Annotated in this window: 14 protein-coding genes and 5 pseudogenes; 6 read left to right on the top strand and 13 right to left on the bottom strand. The window is 66.0% G+C overall.

The genetic code is table 11. From position 1 onward, the window contains the following. Positions 1 to 240 precede the first annotated feature (240 nt). Positions 241 to 522, bottom strand: a complete 282-nt coding sequence (locus tag ACFQS4_RS02245; protein ID WP_497902098.1) for a WNWW family protein — start codon at positions 520 to 522, stop codon at positions 241 to 243. Positions 523 to 835: 313 nt separating this feature from the next. Between ACFQS4_RS02245 and ACFQS4_RS02240 the strand changes: the two genes are divergently transcribed. After that, positions 836 to 1,837 carry a lipid II:glycine glycyltransferase FemX gene (locus tag ACFQS4_RS02240; protein WP_497902097.1) on the top strand — a complete coding sequence of 334 codons (1,002 nt, stop codon included), beginning with the start codon at positions 836 to 838 and terminating at the stop codon, positions 1,835 to 1,837. 101 nt (positions 1,838 to 1,938) lie between these two features. On the opposite strand, the pseudogene ACFQS4_RS02235 reads toward ACFQS4_RS02240, so the two are convergent. Both ACFQS4_RS02235 and ACFQS4_RS02230 read right to left on the bottom strand, forming a co-directional pair. Continuing rightward, positions 1,939 to 5,518 (bottom strand): annotated as a pseudogene (locus ACFQS4_RS02235) (DNA polymerase II large subunit). Between the two features lies 1 nt (position 5,519). Next, positions 5,520 to 5,937: pseudogene (locus ACFQS4_RS02230) on the bottom strand (PPC domain-containing DNA-binding protein). A gap of 174 nt (positions 5,938 to 6,111) precedes the next feature. Here ACFQS4_RS02230 and yciH point away from each other — a divergent pair. Next, entirely contained in the window at positions 6,112 to 6,405 is a 294-nt protein-coding gene (yciH, locus tag ACFQS4_RS02225; protein ID WP_253431440.1) for a stress response translation initiation inhibitor YciH, read from the top strand. 617 nt (positions 6,406 to 7,022) lie between these two features. Here the strand turns inward: yciH and ACFQS4_RS02220 are convergent. The 3 genes and pseudogenes from ACFQS4_RS02220 to ACFQS4_RS02210 form a co-directional block, all read right to left on the bottom strand. Beyond that, positions 7,023 to 7,370: pseudogene (locus ACFQS4_RS02220) on the bottom strand (rhodanese-like domain-containing protein); the annotation flags it as partial. 52 nt (positions 7,371 to 7,422) lie between these two features. Next, positions 7,423 to 8,005, bottom strand: a pseudogene (locus ACFQS4_RS02215) (NUDIX hydrolase); the annotation flags it as partial. After that, positions 7,995 to 8,426, bottom strand: coding sequence for a hypothetical protein (locus ACFQS4_RS02210; protein WP_497902096.1), 432 nt, complete (start codon positions 8,424 to 8,426; stop codon positions 7,995 to 7,997). The pseudogene ACFQS4_RS02215 and the gene ACFQS4_RS02210, both read right to left, overlap by 11 nt. Before the next feature lie 206 nt (positions 8,427 to 8,632). Here ACFQS4_RS02210 and ACFQS4_RS02205 point away from each other — a divergent pair, with 206 nt between their 5' ends. Beyond that, positions 8,633 to 8,953, top strand: coding sequence for a hypothetical protein (locus tag ACFQS4_RS02205; RefSeq protein ID WP_497902095.1), 321 nt, complete (start codon positions 8,633 to 8,635; stop codon positions 8,951 to 8,953). A 258-nt stretch (positions 8,954 to 9,211) separates the two neighbouring features. Here the strand turns inward: ACFQS4_RS02205 and ACFQS4_RS02200 are convergent, their stop codons facing one another. The 5 genes from ACFQS4_RS02200 to ACFQS4_RS02180 are packed head-to-tail and all read right to left on the bottom strand — an operon-like array spanning position 9,212 to position 12,621. Continuing rightward, positions 9,212 to 9,622 (bottom strand): DUF5809 family protein, encoded by a 411-nt coding sequence (locus ACFQS4_RS02200; protein ID WP_497902094.1) that lies wholly within the window; start codon positions 9,620 to 9,622, stop codon positions 9,212 to 9,214. A 25-nt stretch (positions 9,623 to 9,647) separates the two neighbouring features. Further along, a complete protein-coding gene (locus ACFQS4_RS02195) occupies positions 9,648 to 10,136 on the bottom strand; it encodes a DUF5810 domain-containing protein (RefSeq protein ID WP_497902093.1) in 489 nt (162 codons plus the stop codon). Between the two features lie 37 nt (positions 10,137 to 10,173). Then, the gene (locus ACFQS4_RS02190) at positions 10,174 to 10,770 is read right to left on the bottom strand and encodes a class I SAM-dependent methyltransferase (RefSeq protein ID WP_497902092.1); all 597 of its coding nucleotides are present in this window, start codon (positions 10,768 to 10,770) and stop codon (positions 10,174 to 10,176) included. A gap of 26 nt (positions 10,771 to 10,796) precedes the next feature. Next, a complete protein-coding gene (gene rnhB, locus ACFQS4_RS02185) occupies positions 10,797 to 11,501 on the bottom strand; it encodes a ribonuclease HII (protein ID WP_497902091.1) in 705 nt (234 codons plus the stop codon). A 25-nt stretch (positions 11,502 to 11,526) separates the two neighbouring features. Next, complete coding sequence (locus ACFQS4_RS02180; RefSeq protein WP_497902090.1) at positions 11,527 to 12,621, bottom strand: RAD55 family ATPase; 1,095 nt, start codon at positions 12,619 to 12,621, stop codon at positions 11,527 to 11,529. A gap of 113 nt (positions 12,622 to 12,734) precedes the next feature. On the opposite strand from ACFQS4_RS02180, the gene ACFQS4_RS02175 reads away from it, so the two are divergent. From ACFQS4_RS02175 to ACFQS4_RS02165, 3 genes and pseudogenes are all read left to right on the top strand, one after another. After that, positions 12,735 to 13,199: a hypothetical protein gene (locus ACFQS4_RS02175; protein ID WP_497902089.1), complete on the top strand. Its 465-nt coding sequence runs from the start codon at positions 12,735 to 12,737 to the stop codon at positions 13,197 to 13,199. A gap of 170 nt (positions 13,200 to 13,369) precedes the next feature. Next, positions 13,370 to 14,715, top strand: a pseudogene (locus ACFQS4_RS02170) (tryptophanase). Positions 14,716 to 14,821: 106 nt separating this feature from the next. After that, positions 14,822 to 16,162, top strand: coding sequence for an outer membrane protein assembly factor BamB family protein (locus ACFQS4_RS02165; protein ID WP_497902088.1), 1,341 nt, complete (start codon positions 14,822 to 14,824; stop codon positions 16,160 to 16,162). Between the two features lie 65 nt (positions 16,163 to 16,227). On the opposite strand, the gene ACFQS4_RS02160 is transcribed toward ACFQS4_RS02165, so the two are convergent. Both ACFQS4_RS02160 and ACFQS4_RS02155 read right to left on the bottom strand, forming a co-directional pair. Beyond that, positions 16,228 to 16,545, bottom strand: coding sequence for a hypothetical protein (locus tag ACFQS4_RS02160; RefSeq protein WP_497902087.1), 318 nt, complete (start codon positions 16,543 to 16,545; stop codon positions 16,228 to 16,230). A gap of 210 nt (positions 16,546 to 16,755) precedes the next feature. Further along, entirely contained in the window at positions 16,756 to 17,220 is a 465-nt protein-coding gene (locus ACFQS4_RS02155) for a hypothetical protein (protein ID WP_497902086.1), read from the bottom strand. Between the last annotated feature and the right edge of the window lie 250 nt (positions 17,221 to 17,470).

The following is a 17,470-nucleotide window of genomic DNA, read 5'->3' as shown; positions in this document are numbered from 1 at the left end:
CCCCTGTTGGTCGTGGAGTCACCCGCTGATGCGGCGCGCGTTCGATCGACGACCGTCGAATGACATTATACTATCTATAGCATTACCATCGAGAAAACTATACTATCTATAGCATTACCATCGAGAAAACTATACTATCTATAGCATTACCATCGAGAAAACTATACTATCTATAGCATTACCCGACGCCAGTTTTCGACCGACGACGAGGGTCTCATCCTCTCATCCGTCTCACCCGCCTCACCCGTCGCGATAGCGCTGAATCCCAAACTGGCCGTAGCCTCCGTAGGCGACCTCGAGCGACCCGATCCACCAGTTCCACCGGTCCGCGGGCGTGCCGTGGGGCGCATCGGCAAGTTCCTCGAGCACCGCCTCGGTGGTCAACTCGGCGCCCACGTCGGCCTCGTACTGGCCGGAGTCTGCGAGGTCGACGGCTTGGCGGACGACGACGCGTGATTCCCCAACGGTGCCGCCGAAACGATCGCGGAGGCGAACCTCGAGCGGGCCTGGCTCGACGGTCACGGTCGTGAGCACGCGAAACCGGATTGGCGCACTGTACGCTTTCTCCGGTGCAGGTGACGACGGGTAGCGATTCCGGCAGTGTCTGTGGGTGTCATGTGTACCAACCCTGTATTCTTCGCGAGCGATTGAAAAACTGGTCACTGGTTCGTCTCCGTTCGCGCCGCTGGTGGTCACGACTCCGGTCGTTCCATGTCGCCGAGGGTAACAACGACGACTGCGATACGCTTCAGCGAAATGCATGAAAGAACTTTACACGGGGTTCTCGTCCGTAGGAGTGCTGCGTGCCGTCCAATACGCCGATACGGTGAGGAAAATGACCATCGACGTGTCCCTCGTAGACGACCCGGACGAGTGGAATAGCCTGGTCGAACAGTCGCCCCATCGGACGCCCTTCCACCGCTACGAGGCCCTGGAGGTCATGGAAGACTACGCCGGAACGCTGTATCCGTACGTTGGGTACAAAGGCAACCAGCCGGTCGGCATATTTCCGGTGTTCTCCAAATCGAAAGGCCCCGTTCAAACGGCCTATTCCCCGCCGACCGGTTTGCGAATCAACTACCTCGGGCCAGTCCTGCTCAACCAGGAGTCGCTGAAAGAACGGAAGGCGTTGCGGCGTCACAACCGCTTCGTCGCGGCCGTTGACGAGGCGATTCGAGAAACGATCGGTCCAGCGTACATCCACATTCAGACCGGCACGGAGTACGGCGACCCGCGGCCGTTCTTCTGGAACGAGTACGCCGCTCGCAAGCCGTACTTCACGTACGCCGTCGATCTCACGCCGTCGGAAGAGGATTTGCTGATGACGTTCAGCAGCGACCTCCGGCAAAACCTTCGAAACACGCCGAACGACAGCTACGAAATAACGGAAACGAACGGCGCAGAGATACCCGCTATCATCGACGGGCTACGGAAACGTCACGACGAGTACGCCGCACCGCCGGCGTTCTTTTCGGCCCTGTACGGCGCACTTCCCGACGGGATCATGCGCGTGTACCGGTTCGTTGCCGACGGCGAACTCGTCGGCGGTCAGATAACTATCGAAGACGATAGAACGCTGGTCACGTGGCAGGGGGTTAGCAATCGCGACCACAGCGTCCCGGTGATGGACCTCATGCTCTGGCACGTCATCTGTCAGGCGCGCGACCGCGGCCTCGAGCGCCTCGACCACGGCGGGGCGAACCTCTACGGACTCTCCGAGTACAAGGCGAAGTTCGCCCCGGAGGTCCGGATGTACCACCGACTGACCTGGTCGAGTCCGCTGGCTACCGTGTACAGCGGGTTCAAAACGAATATCGTCGACAACCTACGGAGTTAACCGGTCCGCCTCCAAGCGCCACGTCAGGGGCGTGCGACGCGAGACAGAAGCGCAGTTGATCCGACGAACGTCCGAACGGAGTCGCTCACCACCAGCCGCGGTCACATGAAGTCCGCGATGCCGCTTTGCTTGTTCTTGTCGTTCTCGAAGACGCTCTCGAGGGACTTCTCGAGCACTTCCAGCCGTTGCTTGGTGTAGTCCCGACAGCCGTACTCCTCGGCGACGTCGATGGCGGTCTGCATGTACTTGTTGACCGACCCCTTGTGGACGGTCAGATTGACGCGGCCGCCACACTCCCGGCAGACCTCGGTCAGGGGCATCCGTCGGAACTTCTCCCCGCAGTCGAGACACCGCGTCTCCTGGCGCGAGAACGCCCGCAGGTTGCCGATGAGGTCGGGCAGGAAGTGGTACTCGATGACCCGCTCGGCGACGTCCGTCTCGTCGACGGCCTCGAGTTTGCGCGCCAGCTCGAGCTGGGCGTCCATCTTGTCCATCATCGACCCGAGCGTCTTGTAGGCCGACAGGTCCGGCCCCATGGCGATGTCGGTGGTGTCGTGGGTGTGCCCGAAGCCGGTGTACTCGTGGTCGGTTCCCAGGGTGTCTTCGGCGATTTCGACGATGTCCTCCACGTCGCCCGGGTCGGCCTGCTCGAGGGTGGCCTCGTAGAACTCGCGGGGATAGCGGGAGACGACGTCCATGTTGTGGGCCTCGTCGTCGATCTCGGAGGGGTCGATTCTCGAGGACATAACGAGGGGAGCGTCCATGCGCCCGCCTCGTTTGTCTGGCAAGAAACTAATACTAAAGTTCAACAAGCCGTCCATGAGGAGCATGACACAGTCCTCGTCACCGTCGCAATTTCGTCTTTTTGCTGCGTGGAAAAACGGGTGTGCATAGCCGACGGCGGCGCTCGTGAAACCGATCACTCTCCCGACAGTAGCCGCGGAGGTGTGCGGTGCCATACCAAATACGAGCTCGCCGACGAGCTCCTGGCGATCGTCGATCTCGTAGAACGGCTCGAGCCCGTAGTACTGCGCGAGCAGGTCGTCGATGAAATCGGCGGTCTGCATCATGTGCTCGGCCGCGCCGTCCGAGAGGACGATGTCCTGGACCTTGAGCTCGACCAGCTGATCGGCGTGGGTCAGCGGTTCGCCGTGGACGTCCTCCTCGTAGCCCAGCGCCTCGGCTGGCCGACCGTCACGTCGAGTTCGCTGGCCCGCACGGCCGTCACGGGGAGGTCGGTCATGTCGTAGCGGACGGTGCCGTCTTTGAACGTCGAGACGTCGTGTTTCGCCCGAAGGATGCCCTTCTCCATCGGCTCCGGCACCTTGGTCGTCGAGGTGAGTCCCTTCACGCCCTTGAGGATCTCGAAGGCGTTCTCGCGCTCACCGACGGCCTCGAGGGCGTCTCGGTAGACCTCGTGGACGTCGACCTCGGTGTACTCGACGCAGGTGGCCTCGATCTCACAGCGGTCGCACTCGACGCGGCCCGCCTCGTCCGGGTCGACCCGGGACTCACAGGAGGGGCACTCGTAGTCTGGGACGGTCCGCTCGTTGCACTCCGGACAGCGGTTCTTGAACGTCTCCTCGCCGCAGGCCTCGCAGCGCTTGCGGCCGATCTCGAGTTCGACGACGCCGGGCGTGTCGCTCATCGTCTCGGCGTACTTTCCGGCGTCGGCGACGTTGCGCTGGGCGCCGCCGGCCTCGCCGATGGGAAAGAGGGTGTGGACGGGCGGGCTGAGGTCCCGGCGCTCGGACTTCTCGGGCCGACCCATCCGCGTGCCGATGCGGGTCGGCGCGCGCTCCCGAACCGTGAAGGAGGCGACCTCGTTGACCGCCTCGATGGCGTTGTCGCCGTCTTCGTGTACGCCCCACGCGCGAGCGCGCTCGCTCAGGTCTTCGAGTGACCAGGTGCGCTCCAGATCCACTGTCAGTCCCAGACTGCGAACGAACGGCTCCCAGTCGTCGACCTCGATCCGGTCGGGGCGCTGGCGGTGTTCGACGACGATGGTCTCGAGCGCCTCGCGGACGGCGTCGGTGTGCTCGAGGACGAGCGTCTCGCCACCTGCGCCCCCATCCTCGACCGTTCCGTCGCTGACGGCCTCGGCCAGCCCGACGAAGGCCTCGACCGAGAGGTCGTGCCACTGGTAGGTGTATTTCGGATGGAGCGGGGCGTCGTACTCGAGCGCCCACTCGAGGACCTGCTCGGCGGGCGGGTCCTCGAGGTCGATCCGGGGGTCGTCCTCGAGCGCCTGGACGTCCGCACCGGCGGCCTCGAGGTCCTGGACCCACCACTCGACGGCGTAGGCGGCGGGCGCGAGCGCGTGGTTGTTCTCGACGAACTCGCCGTAGTTGACCAGGTACTCGCCGGCGTCCAGGATCTTCTCGATCCCGTTGCGGACCTCGAGGGCCTCCTCGACGTCGTCGATCTGTCGGACGTCGCCGTTGGCCAGGCGGACGGTGGGGCCTTCGATGCTGTCGACGGGAATCACCCCGGCGGCCTTGCCGGGGCGCTCGGTCTTGATCTGGGTGCCCGTCGCGAGGAAGTCGTCCAGAATGTGCATCGAGGCGGGGTGGACGCCCGCGGTCGCGAAGCCGTGGTTGCGCGCGCGGCCGTAGCGCAGGCGGAAGCCGCCCTCGGCGCAGGGGTGTGAGAAGACGGGGCGGCCGGCGATCAGGTCCCGGAGGAACTTCGTGGCGGGTTCGACGCGCGGGGGTCCCGACGGTCGATCGTCTTCCTCGGAGTCGGGACTCGAGTCGTCAGCGTTTGTCTCCTCGTCTCCCTCGCCTTCTCCGCCGTCGCCTCCATCCTCGTCCTCGCCTTCATTCGCTGACGCACCGTCGTCGTAGTAGGTCCCGTCGATCAGATCCTGGAGCCACGGCCAGTCGATTTCGTCGAGCTGGGACGTATAGCGCTGGATCTTGGGGGCTTTCAGCGCGATCCCTTCGGCCATCACCAGACACATCCCGCCGCGGGCGGAGTTGGTGTCGACGCGCTCGAGATCCCGAAAGCCCGAGACCTCCTCGTCGCCCGTGGCCTCGCCGTCGAGCATGATCGGGAGGTGTTTAGCGATGAACTTCGTCTCCTCGTCCTTTGGGGAGTACTGCAACCCGGTCTCCTTGTCGTAGAGGCCGACCTCCTCGGCGTAGCGTTCAATCTCCTCCTGACGGGCCTCGTAGGTCTCGAGCCCGACCAGCGCGCGGGTGTAGTCCGCGACCAGCACCGAGAGTGCCTGGGCGGTCCCGCCCGCTGACCGGATCGGGCCAGCGTAGTAGACGTTGACGAACTCGGTGCCGTCGTCGTTGGTGAGGATCTCGACCTTGTCGATCCCCTCGATCGGTGCCGCGACGACCCCCTCGGTCAGGAGCGCGACGGCCGTCCGGACCGCGCCCTCGACCTTCCCGGCTTTCGTCTCGTAGTCACCGACGGAACCGTCGGCGAAGTCTTCCGCGAGCGCGAGGGCGGCCTCTTCGCGGGACATCTGGCCCTCGAGTTCGCGCACGCGCTCGGCGACGCCGTCGATCCCGAGGATGTTCTCGACGCGGTCGGCCATGTCTTTCGCGACCGGAATCTCGACTTCTGGCTTCGGGTCGTCGCCTCGCTGCTTGGCGGTTTCGGCGACGTCCATGGCCTCTTCGAGCAGGATTCGAGCGTCTCGAAGTAGCGCTCGTCCTCGGCCCGCATGTTAGAGCCAGAGGTCGAGGTCGGTGGTCTCGTCGTGCTCGCGCTCGAGGGCTCCTCGAAGGTGCGCATGTACACTTCGCCCGCGAAGACGGTCGCGGCGTTCAGGTGGCCCGCGAGGGCCGTACCGTCGGGTCGCGAGAGGACGGCGTGGGTGTGGGCGAACCGGTCTCCTCCAGCCAGGAGACGTTCCCCACGCAACTGGCTACCTCGAGCGGTTCGTCGAAGGTCACGGGTTCGTACTCGAGGGTGTCCTGGTCGTAGAACCAGATTTCGGCGTCCTGGACGGCGCCGAGGGCGGTGAACCAGGCGGCGTCGGCGTCGACCTCGGTCGCGAGCGACTCGATCTCGGCCCGCCAGTCGGCGCCGTGGTCGAGGCTGGCGACGTACTCTCCCGTCGGTTCGACTGCGCGATAGTTCATGCCAACACCCTGGACGCGCAGACGGGAAAATCCCATCGGTTGTCAGGCAGCTTCGGGCAGCGGTGGGTCGAGCGTCCGACTGCTGGAGGCCGAAGACGGTTGCGGTCACGAGAGTCGGAAGTCGGTTGCGGTCCCGATAGTGTTTAATATGCTCATTCCGTACGGGCGAACGTAATGTCGGAAGTCTGCTCGACGTGCGGGCTGCCCCAGGAACTCTGCGTCTGCGAGGACGTGGCCAAGGGCCAGCAGCAACTCACCATCCGCATTGACGAGCGCAGATACGGTAAAGAGGTAACGGTCATCGAAGGATTCGACCCCAAAGACGTCGATCTCGACAGTCTGTCGTCGGATCTGAAATCGAAGTTCGCCTGTGGCGGTACCGTCGAGGACAGTCACATCGAACTCCAGGGCAACCACCGCGGCCGCATCGAGGACTTCCTCCGCGATCGCGGATTCAACGTCGCCTGACCGTCGATGCTCTGACCGGACTTCCGATCCATGGCGGGTCGCGAACCGAACGAAACAGCGCCTGCGGTGCGGTTTTTCGTTTCGACGAGGGCCTCGAGCAGCGACGCCGCTCTCCCGTTTTTCGTGCGACGCGTCCGAACACGCCTCGAGTCGTACAACTCGAGTAGCAGTGTCGTCTTCGGACCGGTACCTCGAGTAACGACGTCGTCTTCAAACCACTCTCTCGAGGATTCGAATACGCCGACAGCAAAACCGGCCACGTGGGGGGTGTGGCCGGGTGCTGATACGGCTCTCAGCCCGCTGAAATCCTGACGGTCTGTCCCATTGTGGTGCGATGCGGAACCAGACCATTCGTATGTGAATCATTCACAGGGATGGTTGTTCGGCCGTCATAGTCAGGGTCGTTACAACGGGGTGGTCGTCATCCGCGTCTCGCCTCACTCGAGTCGCGTCCGCCAGGTCGGTTCGGGGACTGGTACAGTGATTACCCTGCGGCGACCGCGAGTCGATCTCCGGTCGCAGAATCAGAACGGCGCGCTCGAGTCAGCGTTCCCTCGAGTACTGTGTTCGCGTTCGTCGTCCTCGTCTCGCTCACCTCGCCCGTCTCGCTCGTTGCCCTCGCTGCCCTCGCTGTCCTCGCCGTCGTCGGCCGCCAACTCGTAGGCCTTGGCCCAGGCCTCGAGTCCCCCGACCATGCTCTCGACGCGGGCGTCCGCGCTCCCCTCGTAGGAGCCGATGAGCCGTGCCGCCTGAACGCTCGCCTGCCCGTGCGGGCAGACGGTGACGATCCGGTCAGCGTCGTCGAAGTCCTCGATTTTCGCTGTTATCTCGTGAAACGGGACGTTCTCGCTGCCGGGAATGTGGCCACGTTTGAAGCTCGCCTGGTCGCGAATGTCGACGATCCGCACGTCGGCGTCGGACTCGAGCAGTGCCGAGACGTCGTCGGTGGAGATTTCGCCGTCCATCGTGTTGGTCGGGGTTGGGTCTCGAGCGGGTTAAACGATGCTCTTGGTCCCTGAGCAACCCGTCCTCGCGGGCCAGCAACAGTGCGCTCAGCGTCGAGTCGTTCGCCGGGTGCTCGCGCGCTCGAGCCAGCGCCTCGCCCTTCGGAATCGTCCGCACCTCGAGGAACTCGTTGCCGTCCAGGTCGCGCTCGCCGGGTTCGAGTCCCTCCGCGTAGACCACGCCGCGGTCGTGGCGAAGGACGCCCGTCGCGACGCGGTACTCCTGCAAGAGGGCGAGACTCGAGGGGCGAAAGCCGGTTTCCTCCTCGAGTTCGCGCGCGGCCGCGGCGGTGTAGGACTCGCCGTCCTCGACGATACCCGCGGGCAACTCGAGGTGCGTCTCTCGAATCGCGGGGCGGTACTGCTCGACGAACAGGATCGACTCGTCGGTCGCGGCGACGATCACCACTGCCGGGGAGGTCGGCCCAGTAGTAGCGCTTCTCGGAGCCATTGGGCTGTTCAACCAGATCGTAGCCGCCGTCGTACCAGCCGGTTTCGTACTCGGTCTGCGACTCGAGCACGGGCCACGCCGGTGCATCCTCGGTGGTTCCCGAGTTGGCGTCGGCACCCCCGTCGTCCGTGTCGTCAGGGTCCATCGACATCGCTAGCTGGTGTGATCTCGAGGCGGTAGTAGGTACCGTTTCGCTCGAGGTAGACCACGTCTGCCTCGGGGTCGGTCGCTGCGCGGTTCCACGTCTCGAACTCGGAGAACTCGTCGAACGGCGTGTGCGTGAACGCCGACTCGAAGCCGAATCGCCCCTCTTCGTAGGCCGCCGAGCGACCGTCCTCGAGCGCGCCCGTCGTGTACGGGAAGCGGTTCTCCGAGAGGTTCTCAGCGGCGATCGTACCCGTGACGTTCGCCTCTGGCGGTTCCCCATCCTCGAGGTCGACCTCGTTCGCGACCACGTAGTAGACGTCCCCGCCGCCGATCAGCGCGGGGACGGCGCCGAGGGCGACCAAGAGGACGAGTGGCACGAGTACGAAGGCCGAAACGAGGAGGAGGGTCCGTCGACGCATTATTCGACATTCGGGACCGACGGAGGATACGCGTTTCGTCGTTGCTTCGTCGGGTTCCGTTGGCTTCCGCCGGCGCTCCGTCGTCTCGAGAACGCTCTCGCGCAAGTGATAGCGAACGCAGGCCGTGAAACGCGCCAGCACGCTTATATAAATACCCTCGAGGTCACCGCATGATTGCTATCCCGTTGTGGCCCCTCAGGGCCCACATGGACGACCAGGTTGCGGGAGACGACGCCGCCGAACCGGCGTCAGACGAAGTCGCAGGTGAAGACGAAGATGGCGTCGACAGCGATCACGAGCGTGAACGCGTGCAGAAAGTCGCAGCGATCTGTACGTCTTGCGGGGCGGCGTACGCGGCGGAGCGGTGGTCCGACGAAAAAATTCGCCCGATAGGGCGACGAGAGGGCTGCCGGTGCGGCGGAACGACGTTCGAGGTGGTCGACGACTCGAGTTCGGACTTGGGGTCGCGTTCGGATTCGAATTTCCGCTCGGATCCGGATTCGGGTTCAGGTCCAAACTCGTCCTGATTGCCGTCCCTACGGACGCCGGTCTCCGCGTCGTTACGCGAAGCCGCCTTCCTCTCGTGCAGCAACCCCTTTCGATTCGTATAGCAACCCCCTGAGAGCGATGGCCACGATCACTCGTCGCGTCACTCCACGAACGCCGTGATCTCGAGACGCTGGTGCACGCGCTCTTCGCCGCTCACCCGGGATGGTTCGCTCGAACGTTCTCACCAGATGACGCGCTACGTCCACCCGGTGGCCGATGCGACACTTGAAAAGATCCTATAGCTGGTCACGGTACAGTCGGCCGAACGCCTGACGCCGAAGCGTCGCGATGGCGGCCTCCTCCTTCTCTTGAAAGGTCGCGGCGACGGCCTCGCCGGTCGGGGCGGCGTGCCAGACCACGTGGTCGACGTGCTCGCTTCCCGCCTCGATCACCTCGCCGTCGTACGCCTCGCGCCAGTCCTCGTACTCCTTGCGGGTGCCGACGCGAACCTCGAGCAAACTCGCGAACAGGGCGTCTCGAGCCGTCTCCACTACGTCTCTCGAGACGCGGTCGGCGTACTCCTCGCGGTCGAAGTCCATGGATTTGGCGACCTCGCGGACGACGGTCTGGGCGGCGGGACCGACCAATTCGTACTGCTCGCTCGCGTCCTCGAGGGTGCCGGGGGCGAAGGTACCGACGGTGTGCATGTCGAGACGGTTGGCGAGAGGACAGTTACGCGTTTTCGTTTTCGTTTCCGGTCTCGTCTTCGTGCTCGTCTTCGACGGGCGATTCCCCGTTGCCGGCGCTCGACCCGCGCCGCCCGTCGCCCTCCATTCGAGCCGTCAACGCCCTCGCCTCTTCGAGGACGTCCCTGGTTTCGGTGGTCACGTCTCCGCGCCCCGGTTCCTGTGCCTGCTGGGCGATGGCGTCCTCGAGTCTGGGGCCCTTCGGGCCTCTCTGGTTCCTCGCGTTCGCCCCCCGCCCCGACTGCACCCTTGGCCCCTCGGAAGCGTCTTCCGAGACCGGTAACTCCACCTCGAGCGCGTGCGGGGTGACGGCGTCGGCGAGTTCGTCTCGCGTTCTCGAGCCCCAGTCGGGGACGTGCTCCTCGAGCCACTCGAGGTGAGCCGTGCGGCCGAGCGACGCGGTGACCGCGAGGTGGTCGGCGAGCTGGCGGCCGTCGGTGACGCCCGCCTCACAGATTGGACAGACGTATCCCATGAATCGCGCTACGACGCGGGACCCAAAAAGTCGATTGCTATCGGGCGGGCGTGCGGGCCAGTGCGGAGACCCACCCGTCCAGTTCGGTCACCGTCACCCGTTCGAAGCCGGCCGTCTCGAGCAGGTCGTGGACCGCTCTCGGCTGGTATGGCTCGAAGTGGCGGTCGCTCTCGTCGCGGGCGGCCAGGTCGGGTCTCTTTACGGAGAGGTACAGGACGCCGTCGGTGTCGAGCACCCGTCGGAACTCGCGGAGCGTCGCGGGCGCGTCCGCCCGGGGGACGTGGAGAAATGACGCACACGCCCAGAGGCCCTCGACCGCGCCGGTCGCGACCGGGAGTGCGCGCATGTCGCCCCGGAGGAACGACGCCGAAGGGACGTCCTCCGTCGCCGCCCGGAGGAACGACTCGGTCAGATCCAGACCGACGACGTCGTATCCGCGGGCCTCGAGCGCCGCCGAGTCCACGCCGGGGCCACAGCCGACGTCCAGAACGCGCTGTCCGCCGGTGGTCTCGAGCGCCTCGAGGAACGCCTCGCCGTACCGGGCGAGCACCGACTCGGTTCGGTACTTCTCGACGTAGGCGTCGGCGTCCGATTCGTAGGTTCGCAGGGTTCGAGCGACGTCGTCTTCGCTCATGCCGGCGTATTTCGGGCGGGGGTACGTCAAAATTGCCCGAGTCCGGTCTGTTCGGCGTCGGCGAGCACGTCGGCGCAGGTCGACCACGACGCGCGGGCGAACGGCGGCAACGCTCCACATCTCGCGACGTACTCCTCCAGGAACGCCCGCGTGGTCGGGTCGGAAGGGTAGCCGCTGCCGACCTCGCCGTACTCGTCGGCGATTGCGGCGACGTGGGCGTCACGTTCGACCTTGGCGACGATGCTCGCGGCACCCACGAGCGGGTCGTCGTCGTCGGCGCCGTGGGTCGCCTCGACCGTGGTCTCGAGGGCGCAGGCGTCGGCGACCCGGCGGGCGAAGCGCTCGGCGTCGGTGTCGCAGGCGTCGCAGTGGACGACCGGCGGTTCCGACGTTCCCCCGTGCTCGAGGGTGGATGGAGACTCCCCGGCGGCCTCGGCAGCCCCGGAAGCCTCGACGGCCCCCTCGAGCGCGCTCGCGTGGGCCTCGACGGCCAGGCCATTCATGTCGGTGTCGGGGGCGTCGATCCGGTCGGTGGTAATTTCGGCGACGCCGACCCGAAGTCGAGCGTCCGCGCGGATGGTCTCGGCCAGGGTCTCCCGTCGCTCCAGCGAGAGGCGCTTGGAGTCGGCGACGCCGTCGGGGAGGGCGTCTCGAGTCGGGGCCCAGACCGCGGCGGCGAACATGGACCCGAAGACGGGGCCTTTGCCGGCCTCGTCGACACCGAAGGGCATTGACGGAGGATTTCGGCTGGAACAGTTAGCTGTTCCGTTCCTCGACGTTGGGCTCGTCGATGTGTTCGCTTCCACCGACGTCGTCTCGCGGATCGTTCGTCCCGCTCGTCCCATCGTCCGATTCTCCACCACTGTCACCGTCATCGTGGTCGCCCTCGAGTTCCTCAAGCGGATCGAAGGTCACCATGCCGAGTCCGCTCGTGTACTCGTAGGTGTGCCACTCGCTGATCGCGAGAACGCCTCGGAGCTTGCGCACCCGGAGCCGACGAAAGAGCGTGTCCTCGACGATCGAGTTGTCGAGCGCGAGGTCGACCACACCATCGACGGCGTACGCGAGGTTCCGGGGGAAGACTTCCTCGCCGCCCGCGACCGTTCCCCCGGCGATCAGCGGCACGAACCGGCCTTTGCAGACCTCGGCGCGGGCGTCCCGGACGAAGTCGTAGGCCTGGACGGGCTGGACGAGCGAGGCGAACTCCGCGATGGAGTCGACGACGACCAGCCCCGTCTCGATCATCTCGAGGTCCTCGAGGCCGTTGTCGAGGACGTTCAGCACCTCGTGGGCGTCGCCCGGATCGCGGACGGTGGCCGTCTGCGGCTCGACGACGCGCCGCAGGTGGGTATTCCACTCGGTCATCCGGTCGTGAAGGCGCTCGGGGTCGTCCATCCTGGAGGTAAAGCAGTCGAGGACGCGAAGCTGGCCGGACTCGAGGTAGGGGAGGACGTTCCAGTCCATCGCGAGGAAGTTCTCGACGACCGACGTGGGTGGTTCGGTGAACGCCACCACGATCGCCGGTTCGTCGCGCTCGAGCGCGCGCCAGACCAGTTCGGCCTGGATGGCCTCCTCGCGGGTTCCGGAGTTGCCCACCAGGAGGACGAACGAGTTTCGCGGGAGCCCCTGCGGGAGGCTCGCCTCGAGAGCGGCGACGCCCGTCTCGAGCGTTCGGTGTCCGTTTTCTTTCCGGGACCCGTCTTCGTTCTCCCGAAAGGCGTCGCGGCAGGCGCGCGAGCAGAAGACCCGGTCCGGGTCCGCTCCCTCGCCGTCTCCGGTAACCGGCTCGAGTGGGCACGCGTGTCCACAGAACGCACAGCGAGTCTCGTCCGTCGCCGACGCGTCGTTCATGCGGTGCGTTTTGCCTCCCTGGCACAAGAATGTGCGCGCGTCGACAGTGGGTCGTAGCGGCGGTGTCCGTGGCTCGTCGGATTTATATTCGTGCGTGGCATTGACAAACAGTAATGAACGTACGGGATGCCCTCGAGGCCGATGCCGACGCGATTGCCGCCATCGCCGACGCTCCGACCGACGTGGCCCGGAACCTCGTCCACGACCGGACGGTGCGCGTGGCCGAGGACGGTACTCACGACCCGAACGCCGACGTCCCACCTGCGGACGACGCGAGCGACGCGGACGCCTCGCAGTACGGCAAGTCCAATCCCGAGGACCTCCTCGGATTCGTCAGCTTCGACGCCCAGGGCGACACCGTCCACGTCACCCAGATCGACGGCACCGAGGCCGCCTGCGAGCGCCTGCTGGCCGAACCCGTTCGCTTCGCCGAGTGTGAAGGGATGGCCGTCGAAGTACTCGTTCCGGACGGCCACGGAGCAGTCGAGGAGGCCGCCGAGGAACTCGGCTTCGGTGACACCGGGTCGGGTCCTCGGTTCGACGGCGCGCGGACGGTCCGGTATCGCCTCGAGCCCTGATTGCGGGCCTACTTTGACTGGTCGGCGTCTCGAGCGTGCCGACCGGGCCACCTCCCGCGACTACGGGACGTGCTTCGAAGCCCCGATTCGTCGCCCGGTGTACGTTCGGGGCGGATAGCCCCCAGAAACCCGCAGATGCATTGAACTATCGCCGCGCCTCAGAACGGGATATGGTACACTACAAGTCGACGATGGTCGAACCGATCGACCTCCCTTCTCGCGGCGAGCGCGAACGCGCACTCGAGGAGGCGGGCTACAACGTCTTCAACCTCGACGCCGAGAACGTGTTCATCGACCTGCTGACCGACAGCGGGACGGGAACGATGAGCGAGGACCAGTGGGCCGCCCTGATCCGGGGCGACGAGTCTTACGCCGGGTCGAAGAGCTTCCGACGGCTCGAGGCCGCGGTGGCCGACGTCATGGGCTTTTCCCACGTCGTCCCGGCCCACCAGGGGCGCGGGGCCGAGAACGTCCTCTACGGCACCCTGCTCGAGGAGGGGGACGTCGCCCTGAACAACACGCACTTCGACACGACGCGGGCCCACGTCGCCAACCAGGGCGCCGACCCGGTCGACTGCCCGGTCGAGGTCGCGACCGACCCGGGGCCCCGGGCGACTTCAAGGGCGACTTCTCGATCGAACGCGGCCGCGAGGTCGTCGAGGAGGTGGGCGCCGACCGCGTCCCCGTGGTGATCCAGACGATCACGAACAACTCGGCGGCGGGTCAGCCGGTGAGCGTCGAGAACACCCGCCGGGTCGCCGAGTTCGCCGACGAGATCGACGCCACGTTCGTCGTCGACGCCTGTCGCTTCGCGGAGAACGCCTACTTCGTCACCGAGCGCGAAGCTGAGTACGCCGAAGCGTCGGTCGCCGACGTCGCCCGCGAACAACTGGGGTACGCCGACGCGCTGGTGATGAGCGGCAAGAAAGACGGCCTCTCGAACGTTGGCGGGTTCGTCGCCACCCAGGGCGAGGCGCTGGCCGACCGCTGCAAACAGCGGGCGATCCTCTACGAGGGCTTCCCGACCTACGGCGGCATGGCCGGCCGGGACATGGAGGCCCTGGCGGTCGGCCTCCGGGAAGCCGTCGAGGAGGCCTACGTCGCCGACCGCGTCGAGAGCATTCGGACACTCGCGAGCCTGCTCGAGGACCGCGACGTCCCCGTCTACACGCCCACCGGCGGCCACGCGGTCTACCTCGACGCCGAGGCCGTCTTCCCGCACCTCGAGTCGAGCGACTTCCCCGGGCAGGTGCTGGTCTGTGAACTCTACCGTGAGGGCGGCGTTCGCGGCGTCGAACTCGGGAGCTTCGCGTTCCCCGGCACTGACCGTCCAGAACTCGTCCGGCTGGCGGTCCCCCGCCGGACCTACCACCGCGAGCACTTCGAGCACGTTGCCGATGCGGCCGCGGCCGTCCTCGAGCGGGCCGACGAGGCGACGGGCCTCGAGATCAAAACCGAACCCGAGGTACCCGAACTCCGTCACTTCACGGCCGAACTCGAGCCGACGTCCAGGTAGCCCTCCGCTCGCGGACGGTCGTCGGTCACTTTGAGATTACCACCGGTGAGCGCACCGAGGCGCTCGAGGCGAACGTTCATGCCACTCGAGTAAAACTGCTCTCGTAATGCAAGGCCTCTCCCGACGACGCGTCCTCCGACTCAGCGGCGCGAGTCTCGCGGCGGCAACCGCTGGTTGTCTCGACCAGTCGGAATCCGACGATCCGACGCCGAACGCCGGTAATCGTGACGGGAACGGCAACGGTAACGGCAACGACACCGAAGACGACCCCCTGATCGACCCCATCGACGACCCGCTCGAGGCGACGTACCCCGACAATGTCGCCCAGTTTCGGGACTCGCTCGAGAACTGGGGATATCGTCCCCAGGAGACGATCCCCGACGCGGTCGAGCAGGCCTGGCGCCTCCCAGAGGTAAACACTGGCGATCACAGCGCGGCGAAAGCGAGCGCGACGCCGACGTCAGACGGTGGTCTCGTGATGCCGGGCGACACTGGCATCGTCACGGCGCTCACCGCCGATGGCGAAGTGCTGTGGGAAGCCGACACCGAGACGGACGGCAACGGCATCCACGGGACGGCCGTCGTCACCGCAGATACCGTCTTCATCGGTGCTTACGACGGCGTCCTCTACGCGTTCGACCTCGAGACGGGCGACGAGGTGTGGGCCGAGAAGCTGGGCGGGTCGATCGGCTCGAGCCCGGTATTTGACGGCGACCGCGTCTTCGTGGCCGTCGAGTATCCCGACCCCGAGGGCAGCATGTTCGCCGTCGACCCCGACACCGGCGAGGTGCTGTGGGAGGACGCCGAGAGCCGGCCCACCGACCACCCCCACTCGACGCCCGCGATCGACCCCAACGCCGGCCGGCTGGTCGTCGGCGCCAACGACGGCGTGCTCTATGGGTGGCAGTATCCAGACCTCGAACTCGAGTGGACGTTCGAGACCGACCCCGACAACGACACCGACGGCGAGATCAAGGGACCGATCGCCACCTACGACGGCGGGGCCTACTTCGGCTCGTGGGACCAGCGCATCTACCGGGTCGACCTCGAGGACGGCACCGAGGACTGGTCGGTCGAGACGGGCGGGCTTTCGATGACGGGCCCAGGGATCGACCCGAGCCTCGGAGTCGTCTTCGCTGGGAGTCACGACGGCAACCTTTACGCGCTCGACGCCGCCACCGGCGAGGAGCACTGGCGCTTCGGAACCGACAGTGCGCTCACCGGGTGCCCGACGGTGTGTGCCGACCGGGTGGTCTTCGGCTCGAAGGACCGGACGCTGTACGCCGTCGAGAAACAGACCGGCGAGGAAGTCTGGCACGTCGACCACGACGGCGTCGTCACGAGCACGCCGCTGGTCGTCGACGGCGCCATCTACTACGCCGAGCGGGCGCCCGCTCCCGAGGACGGCGAGACCGACGGGGGTGCCTACAAGCTCGTCGAAGCCTGAAAAACGGTGGTGCGCTTCTTCGGTCCTTTCTCGAGGCGATTCTACGCTTCTACGCTTCTACGAGTCTACGAGCGAACGAAGCCCGTCGCTCGAGCCCGCAGCGAGGGTTCGGGTTCCGGCTCCGACTCGCGGCCGAACCGTTTCTTCGCCATCGACGCGAAGTCGTCGCCGCTCCCGTCGCCCTCGAGCGCCTGGAGGAGCACGTCGGGGACTGACTCGCGCAGTTCCTGTTGTTTCTGCTCTCTGAGGCTGCCGTTGCGCAGCGCGATTCCGACGCCGAGGAACAGGGCGGCGTCGAGTAGTTCGCGTTTGAAGCGTCGCTTGTCGTTGCGGACCGCCAGCGCTTTCAGCAGCGAGATGGCGCCGATCCCGAGGTAGAGCATCGAGCCCGCTTGGGATCACCGGTGAGGAGTTGTCTGGGGTTCATGCCGGGGCCACCTACCACACTCGCCGGTATAAAATGTGAGCATGATCGCTATCACTGACAGGCGGGCGTGTCAGCCGCCACACTCGAGGATCGGGTTCCTGTCGGAGGTATCAGGTAACGGTGATCGAGCACGTAGTCGTCGGCTACACTCCGCCCGGATTGATCCTCACCGAAGTCGCGATGACCTCGGCTCCTTCAGCCGTTGTGTCGTGCCCCCGAACGTCGTTTCACCCCGCGATACCGTCCCTCCGTGATCGATTCGACGTCGAATCCGAGCGACTCGTAAAACGGTCGCACGTCCGCATCGAAGTTCGCCGTTAGCACGCCCGCTTGCTCGAGCGCCGCCTCGAGCAGGTCGGTTCCGATCCCACGTCCGCGGTGACGTCGGTGGACGGCGATCGCCGCGACGTGCCCCCTTCGTTTCGCCTCGAACCGGCGTCTCGAGGACGACCGCGCCGAGGACCCGCCGCGTCTCGCCGGTACCCACCGATCGCGGTTCTGTCGCGACCAGGACGTCACCGTCGTCGATTCGCGACTCGACGTCGCCGACCTCGAGCAACGCGCCGTCGACGAGTCGACGGACGGCCAGGGCGTCGTCCGACGTCGCCCGTCGGACGCGGCGATCGGTCACGGGAGCCCCTCCGACTCGCTATCCGTTCGGGCGGTGGCGGGTCGCTCGTACACGGCGCGGGCTACGTTCTCGGGAACGAAAACGGCCCGGCTTTCATCGACGGGCCGTCAGGATGCAGAACGTGTATCGACTGACCGTCAGGAAGCCAGAACAGTCTTGCTCGCGCGGGAGAGAAGGAGACGTGTGACACGCCGGTTCGTCGCTGCCCTCCTGATCGTACTCGTCCTCGGAAGCGTTCCCGCGAGCGTCG

It is taken from the genome of Saliphagus sp. GCM10025317, assembly GCF_042663665.1.
Taxonomy (GTDB): domain Archaea; phylum Halobacteriota; class Halobacteria; order Halobacteriales; family Natrialbaceae; genus Natronosalvus.
This window is presented reverse-complemented; position numbering and strand designations above follow the sequence as displayed.

Excerpts from the sequence above, each read along its gene's own strand:
- ACFQS4_RS02240 (WP_497902097.1), top strand. The coding sequence starts at position 836 with ATGACCATCGACGTGTCCCTCGTAGACGACCCGGACGAGTGGAATAGC.
- ACFQS4_RS02200 (WP_497902094.1), bottom strand. The coding sequence starts at position 9,622 with ATGCACACCGTCGGTACCTTCGCCCCCGGCACCCTCGAGGACGCGAGC.
- ACFQS4_RS02205 (WP_497902095.1), top strand. The coding sequence starts at position 8,633 with ATGGACGACCAGGTTGCGGGAGACGACGCCGCCGAACCGGCGTCAGAC.
- ACFQS4_RS02190 (WP_497902092.1), bottom strand. The coding sequence starts at position 10,770 with ATGAGCGAAGACGACGTCGCTCGAACCCTGCGAACCTACGAATCGGAC.
- yciH (WP_253431440.1), top strand. The coding sequence starts at position 6,112 with ATGTCGGAAGTCTGCTCGACGTGCGGGCTGCCCCAGGAACTCTGCGTC.
- ACFQS4_RS02175 (WP_497902089.1), top strand. The coding sequence starts at position 12,735 with ATGAACGTACGGGATGCCCTCGAGGCCGATGCCGACGCGATTGCCGCC.
- ACFQS4_RS02165 (WP_497902088.1), top strand. The coding sequence starts at position 14,822 with ATGCAAGGCCTCTCCCGACGACGCGTCCTCCGACTCAGCGGCGCGAGT.
- ACFQS4_RS02210 (WP_497902096.1), bottom strand. The coding sequence starts at position 8,426 with ATGCGTCGACGGACCCTCCTCCTCGTTTCGGCCTTCGTACTCGTGCCA.
- rnhB (WP_497902091.1), bottom strand. The coding sequence starts at position 11,501 with ATGCCCTTCGGTGTCGACGAGGCCGGCAAAGGCCCCGTCTTCGGGTCC.
- ACFQS4_RS02180 (WP_497902090.1), bottom strand. The coding sequence starts at position 12,621 with ATGAACGACGCGTCGGCGACGGACGAGACTCGCTGTGCGTTCTGTGGA.
- ACFQS4_RS02160 (WP_497902087.1), bottom strand. The coding sequence starts at position 16,545 with ATGCTCTACCTCGGGATCGGCGCCATCTCGCTGCTGAAAGCGCTGGCG.
- ACFQS4_RS02195 (WP_497902093.1), bottom strand. The coding sequence starts at position 10,136 with ATGGGATACGTCTGTCCAATCTGTGAGGCGGGCGTCACCGACGGCCGC.